The sequence below is a fragment of the Pseudomonas sp. TE3644 genome, from assembly GCF_056278815.1.
Genome location: NZ_JBWBQF010000001.1, coordinates 7,055,295 through 7,067,500, shown reverse-complemented (window position 1 = coordinate 7,067,500; position 12,206 = coordinate 7,055,295). Strand labels below are relative to the sequence as shown.

Below are 12,206 nucleotides of genomic sequence, written 5' to 3'. Positions count from 1 at the left end.
TATATAGCTACCACCTACACCCGCCAATCACCCCTGTTTCAAGGTAATCCGCGCAAACGCCTTCTTCCCCGCCTGGCAGACATGCGTCGCCCCCACGGCAAAGACAAACCCACGATCAACCACCTCACCATCAATACGCACACTACCCGCCGACAACAGGTCGCGAGCAGCCGCCGAGTTCTTCACCAGGCCGGCCTGGTTCAGAATGGCAGCAATCGGCATATCCTCAGCAGCAGTCACCTCAACCTCAGGCAGATCATCCGGCAGCTCGCCATCCTTCATACGGTTACCCGCGCCACGGTGCGCGTTGGCAGCCGCTTCCTCGCCATGGAAACGAGCAACAATCTCTTCAGCCAGCTTGATCTTGATGTCACGCGGGTTGGCGCCAGCCTCGACGTCAGCCTTGAAGCCGTTGATCTCGTCCATCGAGCGGAAGCTCAACAGCTCGAAGTAACGCCACATCAGCGCATCCGGGATGGACACCAGCTTGCTGTACATCACGCCCGGCGCTTCCTGGATACCTACATAGTTGCCCAGGGACTTGGACATCTTCTTCACGCCATCCAGACCTTCCAGCAACGGCATGGTCACGATGTTCTGCGCTTCCTGGCCATAGGCGCGCTGCAACTCGCGACCCATCAGCAGGTTGAACTTCTGGTCGGTACCGCCCAACTCCACGTCGGCCTTCAAGGCAACGGAGTCGTAGCCCTGCACCAGCGGGTACAGGAACTCGTGGATAGCGATGGACTGGTTGGACTTGTAGCGCTTGTCGAAGTCATCGCGCTCCAGCATGCGCGCCACGGTGTACTGCGACGACAGGCGGATGAAGTCGGCCGGGCTCATGGCGTCCATCCAGGTGGAGTTGAATGCCACCTCGGTCTTGGCCGGGTCGAGGATCTTGAATACCTGGGCCTTGTAGGTTTCGGCGTTGGCCAGTACCTGCTCGCGGGTCAGCGGCGGACGGGTAGCGCTCTTGCCGCTTGGGTCGCCGATCAGGCCGGTGAAATCCCCGATCAGGAAGATCACGTGATGCCCCAGCTCCTGGAACTGGCGCAGCTTATTAATAAGCACGGTGTGGCCCAGGTGCAGGTCAGGCGCCGTCGGGTCGAAGCCAGCCTTGATGCGCAGCGGCTCGCCACGCTTGAGCTTCTCGACCAGTTCGGACTCGACCAGTACCTCTTCCGCACCACGTTTGATCAGCGCTAGCTGCTCTTCAACCGACTTCATAACCAACCCGCAAGGCAAAGATTCAAAGAGGACCAACATACAAGATCAGGCACCAAATACAAGTTTTTGGCTTGCATGTGACCCCAGCTGCGGGTCGAGGCGTCTGCGAGCTTGCTTTGGAAAGGATTTGGTTATATTTTATACAGTTATTTCATCTTTATCATGTCATTCATCTATTCCATTTCATCTTTTTTCAAAGTCAAAATTACCTATGACCACTGAACCGCCTAAAGCGCCCCCGCTTTATCCGAAGAGTCATCTACTGGCTGCCAGCGGCATCGCCGCCCTTCTCAGCCTTGCCCTGCTGGTGTTTCCCTCCAGCGAAGTAGAGGCCAAACGCACCTCCGCCCCCCTGGAGATGCAGACCCCGGCCGACCAGCTCAAGCAGGCCCAGCAGGACGCCCCGTCCACCGACCTGGGTGAACAGGAAGCCGTGCAGGCGCCTTTCGCGCACATCGACAACGAAGACGATCAGGACAGCAACACCGCAGACGCCGCCACACCGGCACCGGTCGCCAAGGCCGATGACAGCGACAAGAAAGCCCCTGGCCACCGCGAAGTGACCGTGCGCAGGGGCGACACCCTGTCCAAGCTGTTCGAAGAGGCCGGCCTGCCCGCCACCGCCGCCCAGGAAGTAATGTCCAGCGACAAGCAGGCCAAGCAGTTCGCCCAACTCAAGAACGGCCAGGTGCTGGAGTTCGAAATCAGCCCCGAAGGCCAGCTGACCAGCCTACACACCAAGCTCAGCAACACCGAGACCATCCGCCTGGTACGCGGCGCCAAAGGCTTTGCCTTCAACCGCGACGTGATCAAGCCGACCACGCGCGAGGCCTATGCCCACGGCGTGATCAAGAACTCGCTGTCGCTGTCCGGCCAGCGCGCCGGTCTGTCCCACAATCAAGTGATGGACCTGGTCAACATCTTCAACTACGACGTCGACTTCGCCCAGGACATCCGCCAGGGCGACGTCTTCGACGTGATGTACGAACAGAAGGTGCTCAACGGCAAGGTGATCGGTACCGGCAACATCCTCGCCGCCCGCTTCACCAACCGCGGCAAGACCTACACCGCCGTGCGCTACACCAGCAAACAGGGCACCACCAACTACTACACCGCCGAAGGCAACAGCATGCGCAAGGCCTTCGTGCGCTCGCCGGTGGACTTCGCCCGCATCAGTTCGCGCTTCTCGGTAGGCCGTTTCCACCCCATCCTGAACAAGATCCGCGCGCACCAGGGCGTGGACTACGCGGCCCCGCGCGGCACGCCAATCAAGGCCACCGGTGACGGCAAGGTCGAGTTGGCCGGGCGTCGCGGCGGTTACGGCAACACCGTGATCATCGCCCACGGCAAGACCTACAAGACCCTCTACGGGCACATGCAGGGCTTCGCCAAGGGCATTCATGCCGGCTCGGCGGTCAAGCAGGGCCAGGTTATCGGCTACATTGGTACTACTGGCCTTTCTACCGGCCCGCACGTGCACTACGAGTTCCAGGTCAACGGCGTACACGTCGACCCCCTGGGCCAGAAACTGCCCATGGCCGACCCGATCGCCAAGAACGAGAAGGCCCGCTTCATGCAGGTCGCTCAACCCCTGATGGCACAGATGGACCAGGAGAAATCCACCATGGTTGCGAGCAAGAAATAAGTCATGGCCCTCTATATCGGCGTGATGTCCGGAACCAGCCTGGACGGGCTGGACATTGCACTGGTGGAACAAGGCGCTTCCCTGCGCCTTGTGGCCAGCCACTATGTGCCGATGCCGCCCAAGCTGCGCGGCGACCTGCTGGCTCTGTGTGCCAGCGGCCCGGACGAGATTGCCCGGGCAGCGCTGGCGGAGAACCAGTGGGCTACGCTGGCCGCCGAGGGCATCCATGCCCTGCTGCAGGAGCAAGGCCTGACGGTCGCGGATATCCGCGCCATCGGCAGCCACGGCCAGACCGTGCGCCATGAGCCTGCACGCGGTTTCACTATCCAGATCGGCAACCCGGCGCTGCTGGCAGAGCTGACCGGCATCACCACCGTGGCCGACTTCCGTCGCCGTGACGTGGCAGCCGGTGGCCAGGGCGCCCCCTTGGTACCCGCCTTCCACGACTCGCTGTTCACCACCCCAGGCCATCATCTGGCGGTATTGAACGTGGGCGGCTTCAGCAACCTGAGCCTGATCGAGCCGGACAAGCCCGTCAGCGGTTTCGATTGCGGCCCTGGCAACGTGTTGCTGGACGCCTGGATCAACCTGCGCCAAGGCCTGGACTACGATCGCGATGGCGCCTGGGCCGCCACCGGCCAGGTACATCCTGCACTGCTGGCCTCACTGCTGAGCGATCCGTTCTTCGCCGGTACCGGCCCCAAGAGCACCGGTCGCGAAGTGTTCAACCTGCCCTGGCTGCAGGCGCATCTGGCCCGTCTGCCAAGCATCACCGACGCCGACGTACAAGCGACGCTGCTGGAGCTCAGCGCCCGCAGCATCGTCGACTCCCTGCGCCAGGCGCAGCCACAGACTGATGAGCTGTTGGTCTGCGGCGGCGGCGTGCACAATCAGACGCTGATGGCCCGCCTGGCGCAGTTGCTGCCCCAGACCCGCGTCGACAGCACCGCCAGCCATGGCGTGGACCCGGACTGGGTTGAAGCCATGGCATTCGCCTGGTTGGCCCGCTGCTGCCTGGAGGGCATCTCTGCCAACCGCCCCAGCGTCACCGGGGCACGGGGGCTACGGGTGCTCGGGGCGATCTACCCCGCCTGAATCGCAGAAAGCAAAACGCCGCGTATGAACGCGGCGTTTTTCATTGCACAACCGTCAGATCGAGAACGACTGACCGCAACCGCAGGTAGTGGAAGCGTTGGGGTTGTTGATCACGAAACGCGAGCCTTCCAGACCTTCCTGGTAGTCCACTTCCGCGCCTGCCAGGTACTGGAAGCTCATCGGATCGACCACCAGGCTTACGCCTTCGCGCTCGACGATGGTGTCATCTTCGGCCACATCTTCATCGAAGGTGAAGCCGTACTGGAAGCCCGAGCAACCGCCACCGGTCACGAAAACCCGCAGTTTCAGACGCTCATTGCCTTCTTCATCGACCAGGCTCTTCACCTTGTGCGCAGCACCGTGGGTGAATTGCAAAGCCGTGGGTGTGAAGGATTCGACGCTCATGCTGACTCTCTCCCGGCGTAAGCCGCCATAAAACGTAATGGCGCCATTATCCGCTTCTCCCAGAAAAAGGGTCAACAATTGTGCGCTGGCCGGCGCACAAGGCGCCGGCCGTGGCATTTACGGCAGCATGCCCGCGTGGGACAGGCCCAGGCGCTCATCGAGGCCGAAGAGGATATTGAGGTTCTGCACCGCCTGGCCCGACGCACCCTTGACCAGGTTGTCGATTACCGACAGTACTACCACCAGGTCACCGCCCTGTGGACGGTGCACGGCGATACGGCAGACGTTGGCACCGCGCACGCTGCGGGTTTCCGGGTGGCTGCCGGCCGGCATGACGTCGACGAACGGCTCGTCGGCGTAACGCTTCTCGAACAGCGCCTGCAGGTCCACGGCCTTGTCCACGACGGTTGCATACAGGGTGGAGTGAATACCGCGGATCATCGGCGTCAGGTGCGGCACGAAGGTCAGGCCTACGTCACCGCCAGCGGCGCGGCGCAGCCCCTGGGTGATTTCCGGCAGGTGACGGTGCCCCTTGACCGAGTAGGCCTTCATGCTTTCGCCGGACTCGCAGAACAGCGAACCCACGGCAGCACCGCGACCGGCGCCGCTGACACCCGACTTGCAGTCGGCGATCAGGCGCGAGGCGTCGGCCAGGCCCGCTTCCAGCAATGGCAGGAAGCCCAACTGGGTAGCGGTCGGGTAGCAACCCGGCACGGCGATCAGGCGGGCATTGCGGATTTGCTCGCGGTTGACCTCGGGCAGGCCGTATACCGCGTCTTTCAGCAGCTCGGGGGCGCCGTGCGGCTGACCATACCATTTGGCCCATTCTTCGGCGTCCTGCAGGCGGAAGTCAGCCGACAGGTCGATGACCTTGGTGCCGGCCGCCAGCAGTTCACCGGCGAGGGAATGGGCAACACCGTGCGGGGTGGCGAAGAACACTACGTCACAGGCGCCCAGGGTCTTGGTGTCCGGCACGCTGAAACACAGGTTGTCGTAGTGACCGCGCAGGTTGGGGTACATGTCAGCCACCGACGTGCCCGCCTCGGAACGCGAGGTGATGACCGCGACTTCTGCCTGCGGATGCGATGCCAACAGACGCAGCAGTTCGACCCCGGTGTAACCCGTGCCGCCGACGATACCGACCTTGACCATATACCTGCCCCTTTTCAACGAACCGACTAGGAAACCGCTGATAATACGGGCCCAGAGCATCTGCTAACAACCGTTGAGGTGACGTGCGGCAGCAAGGGGAACTACTATCGGCGCTACCGTGAACCTGGAATCCCAAGAAAATGCTCTATCTATGGATCAAAGCGCTGCACATCATCAGCATGGTCTGCTGGTTTGCCGGCCTGTTTTACCTGCCCCGCCTGTTCGTCTACCACGCCAGCAGCGAGGACGACGTCAGCAAGCAACGCTTCATGGTGATGGAGCGCAAGCTGTACCGCGGCATCATGGGCCCGTCGATGATCGCCACCCTGGTGTTCGGCGCCTGGCTGGTTTACCTGATCCCCGGCTACCTGAGCCAAGGCTGGCTGCACGCCAAACTGACCTTCGTGTTTCTGCTGATTGGCTACCATCATATGTGCGGCGCCCAGGTGAAACGCTTTGCCCGTGGCGAAAACACCCGCTCTCATGTCTTTTATCGCTGGTTCAACGAAGTTCCCGTTCTGTTTTTGCTGGCTATCGTAATTCTGGTCGTGGTCAAACCGTTCTGACATTAACCCACCACTGAAGCGAGAACCGTCATGTCACTGCCCCCATTGCTGGACCAACGCCTGCGTCTGCCGGTGGTGGCAGCCCCGATGTTTCTGATCTCCAACCCGCAACTGGTGCTGGCCTGCTGCCGCAACGGCATCGTCGGCAGCTTCCCGGCGCTGAACCAGCGTGACAGTGCAGGCTTCAAGCAGTGGCTGGAAGAAATCGAAGCAGGCCTGGCCACGCTCGAGAAGCCAGCGCCGTACGCGGTCAACCTGATCGTGCACAGCAGCAACCCGCGCGTGGAAGCGGATCTGGCCATCTGCATCGAGCACAAAGTGCCGATCATCATCACAAGCCTGGGCGCCGCCAAGGAGGTGGTGGACGCCGTGCACAGCTATGGCGGCCTGGTGTTTCATGACGTGACTACCCGCAGGCATGCCGAAAAGGCGGCACAGGTAGGCGTCGATGGCCTGATCGCAGTCGCTGCCGGCGCCGGTGGGCATGCCGGCACCTGGAGCCCGTTCGCCCTGGTGGCCGAGATCCGGCAGTTTTTCGACAAGACCCTACTGCTGGCCGGGTGCATCAACCACGGGCGCGAGATTCTCGCCGCACAACTGCTGGGGGCTGACCTGGCCTACCTGGGCACACGCTTTATTGCCTGCCAGGAAAGCCATGCACCGCAGGCCTACAAAGACATGGTGCTGGCTTCCCGCGCTGCCGACATCATTCACACCCCAGCGGTATCGGGGGTACCGGCAAGCTTCATGCGCCGCAGCCTTGAGGAGGCCGGCTTTGACCTGGCCACGCTGGCCGCCGCCGGTGCGCAAGCCAAACTCAAGCCCATCGATGACGAAGCCAAGGCGTGGAAAACCATTTGGTCGGCAGGCCAGGGGGTTGGGGGTATAGAAGACGTGCCTACCGCCGATGAACTGATTGGGCGACTGGACCACGAATACCGCAAGGCGCTGGTACTGGCCACTCGCCTTCCCGATTATTGGCCGCGTTGAACCGGCCCCGCTCAAACGACAAGGACGCCCACATGACAACACTGTTCAAGATCGTCTTCGAAGGCAGCCCCTTGCCGGGGGTCGACCTGGAAACCGCCAAGGCCAACCTCGCCCAGCTGTTCAAAAGCGATTCGCTGGCCGTGGAAAAACTGTTTACCGGCCGCAAGGTTGCCCTCAAGCGCAATCTTGCCGCGGATGCCGCGCAAAAATACCTCGCGGCTTTGCATCAGGCTGGCGTCGATGCTCGCCTTGAAGAAGAAGCCCAGGTTGAGCTGAGCCTGGAAAAGGTCGAGCCCGTCGAGCAGCCCTTTTCACCCTATGCGCCGCCACAATCGCAGGTTGCGCCGCAGGTAGCGATTTATGGCCCGCTGAAGGTCATGACCGTGCAGGGGCGAATCGGCCGGGTGCGCTACCTGGGCTGGTCCATGGCCCTGACACTGGGCGCGTGTGCGGCGATGTTTATCTGCCTCGCCCTGGCCGCCGTCTCAAAGCCCTTGGCCATTGGCCTGGGCGCCATCGCCGTCGCGGCCTTCATCACCATGAACGTGCAAATCAGCGTGCAACGCCTGCATGACGCCGGCTGGACCGGCTGGATGTGGCTGCTCAACCTGGTGCCGTTCGTGGGCAGTGTGTTTCCGTTTGTGGTGATGGCCGTGCCGGGCAACCCCGGGGTCAATCAATACGGGCCGCCTGCCCCACCCAACAGCACCGCGGTAAAAGTGCTGGCCTGGCTGTGGGTCGCTTTCCTGGCGCTGGTGTTCATGGCCGGCCTGCTGGGCGGTTTCGCCTCGGTAGCCCGCCACTCCCAGGCAATCTGACTCGGCACAACGGCCTCTCCCGCTGTAGACTAGCGCCCCCTCTGCGCCCGCCTCATTGACGAGTCGTGGCCAGGGGCGTTCGTATGGAGAACTGCATGACCCGTTACGCCATGATCACTGGCGCATCCAGAGGGCTGGGCCTTGCGCTGGCCGAAGCCCTCGCCCGGCGTGGCCGCAACCTGATTCTGGTTGCCCGCCAGCGCGACGCACTGGAAGCTGTGGCCACCGAACTGACTCAACGCTTCGGCGTGGAGGTGCTGTTCCGCGCCTGCGATTTGAGCGAACCGCTGCGGTTGTCCGGGTTGTTGATGGAACTCGAAGAGAGCAGCCGTCACATTGACCTGCTGATCAACTGCGCGGGCCTGCGTTCGTACGGGCATTTCCTGGCGCAGGACTGGATGCAGGAACAGGATCTTATCGAGGTTAATATCCTGGCCTTGGCGCGGCTGTGCCATGTGATCGGCAATGCCATGGCGGTGCAGGGTGGCGGGCAGATCCTCAACGTTGCCTCCCTGGCGGCCTTCCAGCCGGGGCCATGGATGAGCAGCTATGCCGCCAGCAAGGCCTACGTGCTGAGTTTTTCCGAAGGGTTGCGCGAGGAACTGCGCCAGTCCGGGGTCAAGGTCTCGGTATTGTGCCCAGGGCCGGTGCGCTCGTCGCGACGGGTGATCGAACGCCTGGCCGACAGCCAGCGCGTGCTCAGCCCTGAGGAAGTGGCGCTGTTCACGGTGCGGGCATTAGCGCGCAACCGTGCAGTGATCATCCCCGGGCGCCGCAATCGCCTGCTGACCTATGGCGCCCGGCTGGGCTCGCGCTGGCTGGTGCGCAAGATCACCGGCGCCATCAACCGCGCCTACCGCCCCCGCTGAGCACCCTGTGGGAGCGGGTTCTACCCGCGAAAAGAACACCGCGAATTAGCTGAAACACCATGGCGCCCTCTTCGCGGGCAGAGCCCGCTCCCACAGTGCCAATGCGCAGGCAACACCCTCATGCAAAATGCTGGGCGAAGCAGGCAGGCCTGAGTACACTCAAGCCCGACGTCAAACATGGAGCAACCGTTGTGGATACTCTGTTCACCAAGATCATCAACAGGGAAATCCCTGCCAAGATCATCTACGAGGACGACCAGGTACTGGCCTTCCACGATATCGCGCCCCAGGCACCGGTGCATTTCCTGGTGATCCCGAAGAAGCCCATCCGCACCCTCAACGACCTCACCGAGGAAGACAAGGGCCTGGCCGGTCATATTCTGTTCACCGCACAGCGGCTGGCCAAGGAGCTGGGCTGCGAGGAAGGTTTCCGCGTGGTGATGAACTGCAATGAATTGGGCGGGCAGACCGTTTATCACATTCATATGCATGTGCTGGGACAACGCCAGATGCACTGGCCGCCGGGCTGATCCCATGTAGCCGCTGCCGTCAGGCTGCGCTGGCCCTCATCTACGCTGGATGTCTCCAGTGGACACCAGGGCCAGCGCAGCCTGGCGGCAGCGGCTACAGGTGTGTTGACTAACCGCAGGCTCTGGCACGGTATTTTGGGTTAAACTGCACCCCGTGATTCTATCCGGAGGTGCCCAATGGCTACCGAACGTCACTACTCCCCCCTCGACCGACTGCTGCTGCAGGCCGACACGGCCATGCGCACGCTGCTGCCTTTCAGCGGCCAGCCGTCGCGGCCGTCCCCGGCCATTGTCCAGCCGGACCCTAAACTCAGTGATGACGAAACCCGCCATGTGGCCGGCCTGATGCGCATCAACCACACCGGTGAAGTGTGCGCCCAGGCGCTGTATCAGGGCCAGGCCCTGACCGCCAAGCTGCCGCAGGTACGCAAGGCGATGGAGCATGCCGCCGAGGAAGAAGTGGACCACCTGGCCTGGTGCGAACAACGCATCCGTCAATTGGGCAGCCACCCCAGCGTGCTCAACCCGTTGTTCTACGGCATGTCGTTCGGCATCGGCGCCATGGCCGGGCTGATCAGTGATCGTGTCAGCCTGGGGTTCGTGGCCGCCACGGAGCATCAGGTGTGCAAGCACCTGGACGAGCACCTGGAACAGTTGCCGGTGGAGGACGAGAAGTCTCGCGCCATTCTGGAACAGATGCGCGTGGATGAAGAGCAGCATGCCGATTCGGCGCTGGATGCCGGTGGTTTCCGCTTTCCGGCACCGGTGCGGTTCGGCATGAGTGTGCTGGCCAAGGTCATGACCAAAAGCACCTACCGCATCTGAAACCGTAGCCGCTGCCGCCAGGCTGCGCTGGCCCTCATCTACGCTGGATATCTCCAGTGAACACAGGGGCCAGCGCAGCCTGGCGGCAGCGGCTACAGGTATTGGTGATGCTTAGCCCAGCTCGATGATTTCGTAGTCGTGGGTAATTTCCACGCCTGCGCGGCCCAGCATGATCGAGGCCGAGCAGTACTTCTCTGCCGACAGTTCGACGGCGCGCTTGACCTGGGCTTCTTTCAAGCCACGGCCCTTGACCACGAAATGCAGGTGGATCTTGGTGAATACCTTGGGGTCTTCAGTGGCGCGCTCGGCTTCCAGGAACGCTTCGCAGCTTTCCACCGGCTGACGCGACTTCTTCAGGATGCTGACCACGTCAAAGTTGCTGCAGCCGCCCAGGCCCAGCAACAGCATTTCCATGGGGCGCACGCCCAGGTTTCGACCGCCGCTCTCGGGCGGGCCGTCCATCACCACCACATGACCGCTGCCCGATTCGCCGAGGAACATGGCTTCGCCTGCCCACTGGATACGTGCCTTCATCACCAGGACTCCACTGTAAAAAAGGCGGCCAGCTTAGCACAGCACTACGAATAAGCCCTGTAGCCCGGCGCTTGCCTGCCGATAAGGTGATTAGTAAATTCTCTGATACATAAAACGAGCGTCTGATAAGCTGGCGCCAAATCACTGGCGCTGCGCCAGCACTCTAACCATCATTTGCCGTTGATCGTCTTGCCCCGGGATTCAGACATGGTCGCCCTCACGCCGCCTATACAGAACATCGATAAACTCCTGGCTCATTGCCAGCGCCGCCGCTATGGGGCCAAGAGCAACATCATCTGTGCGGGCGATCATTCGGACACCCTGTCGTACATCATCAGGGGCTCGGTCACTATCCTGATCGAGGATGATGACGGCCGCGAGATGATCCTCGCCTACCTCAACGCCGGGGACTTCTTCGGCGAACTGGGTTTGTTCGAGTCGCCTGCCCACGGCCACGAGCGCAGTGCCTGGGTAAGGGCCAAGACCGAGTGCGAGGTGGCGGAAATCAGCTACGGGAAATTCCGCGAAGTCGCGCTGCAGCACCCCGAAATCATGTTCGCCCTGGGTTGCCAGATGGCCCAGCGCCTGCGTGACACCACCCGCAAGGTCGGTGACCTGGCCTTCTTCGACGTGACCGGGCGCGTTGCCCGCTGCCTGCTGGAGCTGTGCAAACAGCCGGATGCCATGACCCATCCCGATGGCATGCAGATCAAGATCACCCGTCAGGAAATCGGCCGCATCGTAGGCTGTTCGCGGGAAATGGTGGGGCGAGTGCTGAAGGATCTGGAAGAGCGCAACCTGGTCAACGTCAAGGGCAAGACCATGGTGGTCTACGGTACCCGTTAATCCTTGCTGCGGATGTCGGCCAGCAATTGGCCGTAGGCCAGGTACAGGTTTTCAATCAGCCGCGGCGCTACAAAGCGCTCATGCAAACCGACATGGCTGCTGGCCTCGCAGCGCTGAGGCAACTCGCACGCCTGATTGAAGCGGTTGACCGCTGCCACCATGGACTCGCGCTGGTTTTCCATCAGCATCGCCCCATGCACCAACACCACAGGCCGCGTGCCGCTCAGGCCCTGGCGCCAGCGCTGGGCGGTACCGACCCATTTGCGGCCGTCGATATTGACGTTGTAGCGGCCATCGCAGAAAGCACCGGGCACCTCCCCCAATGAAGCCTCACCACCCAGCGCGGTGACCATGTCGCAAAGCGGCTGGCACAACCGTTGGTAGGCCGTTTCGATCCGGTTTTGATCGCCTTCGCTGCGCGGGGCAACGTACACCAGCGCCACGTTGATGGTCGCGGCAGATTGCGGCACCGGTTCGCCGCCGGTTTCGCGCAGCAGCACGGGCCAGCCGGCTGCGGCTGAAACGGCGCAGGCGGACTCGAAGGCGGGTTGGCGATTAAGGCGGCGGGGCATGACCAGGGTCTGGTCTGTGGACTGCCAGAACAGCAGGCCGTCAGGCTGTTCGCCGCGACAGACGGCGGCCAGCAGGTCTTGTTCGGCCTGAAGGCCGGATTGGGTGTCGAGTTGTAGCACAGTACTCATCGC

The 12,206-nt window shown here is 62.3% G+C and carries 14 protein-coding genes; 9 read left to right on the top strand and 5 right to left on the bottom strand.

Annotation, left to right across the window (positions count from 1 at the left end; translation table 11 throughout):
* Positions 1–27: 27 nt before the first annotated feature.
* Positions 28–1,227, bottom strand: a complete 1,200-nt coding sequence (tyrS, locus tag ACZ9GA_RS31565) for a tyrosine--tRNA ligase (RefSeq protein ID WP_027980382.1) — start codon at positions 1,225–1,227, stop codon at positions 28–30.
* Positions 1,228–1,438: 211 nt separating this feature from the next.
* Between tyrS and ACZ9GA_RS31560 the strand changes: the two genes are divergently transcribed.
* Positions 1,439–2,872, top strand: coding sequence for a peptidoglycan DD-metalloendopeptidase family protein (locus tag ACZ9GA_RS31560; protein WP_457358164.1), 1,434 nt, complete (start codon positions 1,439–1,441; stop codon positions 2,870–2,872).
* Between the two features lie 3 nt (positions 2,873–2,875).
* On the top strand, positions 2,876–3,967 hold the full coding sequence (locus tag ACZ9GA_RS31555) for an anhydro-N-acetylmuramic acid kinase (protein ID WP_457358165.1): 1,092 nt from the start codon (positions 2,876–2,878) through the stop codon (positions 3,965–3,967).
* Positions 3,968–4,021: 54 nt separating this feature from the next.
* On the opposite strand, the gene erpA is transcribed toward ACZ9GA_RS31555, so the two are convergent.
* Positions 4,022–4,372, bottom strand: a complete 351-nt coding sequence (gene erpA / locus ACZ9GA_RS31550) for an iron-sulfur cluster insertion protein ErpA (protein ID WP_416427135.1) — start codon at positions 4,370–4,372, stop codon at positions 4,022–4,024.
* 117 nt (positions 4,373–4,489) lie between these two features.
* The gene (argC, locus tag ACZ9GA_RS31545; protein WP_457358167.1) at positions 4,490–5,524 is read right to left on the bottom strand and encodes an N-acetyl-gamma-glutamyl-phosphate reductase; all 1,035 of its coding nucleotides are present in this window, start codon (positions 5,522–5,524) and stop codon (positions 4,490–4,492) included.
* Between the two features lie 140 nt (positions 5,525–5,664).
* Between argC and hemJ the strand changes: the two genes are divergently transcribed.
* The 6 genes from hemJ to coq7 all read left to right on the top strand — a co-directional run bounded on the left by hemJ (position 5,665) and on the right by coq7 (position 10,122).
* The gene (gene hemJ, locus ACZ9GA_RS31540) at positions 5,665–6,090 is read left to right on the top strand and encodes a protoporphyrinogen oxidase HemJ (protein WP_457358169.1); all 426 of its coding nucleotides are present in this window, start codon (positions 5,665–5,667) and stop codon (positions 6,088–6,090) included.
* A 30-nt stretch (positions 6,091–6,120) separates the two neighbouring features.
* Positions 6,121–7,080, top strand: coding sequence for an NAD(P)H-dependent flavin oxidoreductase (locus ACZ9GA_RS31535; RefSeq protein ID WP_457358171.1), 960 nt, complete (start codon positions 6,121–6,123; stop codon positions 7,078–7,080).
* A 32-nt stretch (positions 7,081–7,112) separates the two neighbouring features.
* Positions 7,113–7,898 carry a DUF805 domain-containing protein gene (locus tag ACZ9GA_RS31530; RefSeq protein ID WP_457358173.1) on the top strand — a complete coding sequence of 262 codons (786 nt, stop codon included), beginning with the start codon at positions 7,113–7,115 and terminating at the stop codon, positions 7,896–7,898.
* A gap of 95 nt (positions 7,899–7,993) precedes the next feature.
* The gene (locus ACZ9GA_RS31525) at positions 7,994–8,767 is read left to right on the top strand and encodes an SDR family NAD(P)-dependent oxidoreductase (protein ID WP_457358175.1); all 774 of its coding nucleotides are present in this window, start codon (positions 7,994–7,996) and stop codon (positions 8,765–8,767) included.
* Positions 8,768–8,958: 191 nt separating this feature from the next.
* The gene (locus ACZ9GA_RS31520; protein ID WP_027980374.1) at positions 8,959–9,297 is read left to right on the top strand and encodes a histidine triad nucleotide-binding protein; all 339 of its coding nucleotides are present in this window, start codon (positions 8,959–8,961) and stop codon (positions 9,295–9,297) included.
* Positions 9,298–9,474: 177 nt separating this feature from the next.
* The gene (gene coq7, locus ACZ9GA_RS31515) at positions 9,475–10,122 is read left to right on the top strand and encodes a 2-polyprenyl-3-methyl-6-methoxy-1,4-benzoquinone monooxygenase (RefSeq protein WP_457358177.1); all 648 of its coding nucleotides are present in this window, start codon (positions 9,475–9,477) and stop codon (positions 10,120–10,122) included.
* Positions 10,123–10,233: 111 nt separating this feature from the next.
* Here coq7 and ACZ9GA_RS31510 read toward each other — a convergent pair whose 3' ends face one another.
* The gene (locus tag ACZ9GA_RS31510; RefSeq protein WP_008365263.1) at positions 10,234–10,656 is read right to left on the bottom strand and encodes an OsmC family protein; all 423 of its coding nucleotides are present in this window, start codon (positions 10,654–10,656) and stop codon (positions 10,234–10,236) included.
* Positions 10,657–10,863: 207 nt separating this feature from the next.
* Here ACZ9GA_RS31510 and crp point away from each other — a divergent pair, with 207 nt between their 5' ends.
* Entirely contained in the window at positions 10,864–11,502 is a 639-nt protein-coding gene (gene crp / locus ACZ9GA_RS31505) for a cAMP-activated global transcriptional regulator CRP (RefSeq protein ID WP_457358180.1), read from the top strand.
* On the opposite strand, the gene ACZ9GA_RS31500 is transcribed toward crp, so the two are convergent.
* Positions 11,499–12,203 (bottom strand): lipoate--protein ligase family protein, encoded by a 705-nt coding sequence (locus ACZ9GA_RS31500; protein WP_457358182.1) that lies wholly within the window; start codon positions 12,201–12,203, stop codon positions 11,499–11,501. The genes crp and ACZ9GA_RS31500 overlap by 4 nt on opposite strands.
* Positions 12,204–12,206: the final 3 nt, after the last annotated feature.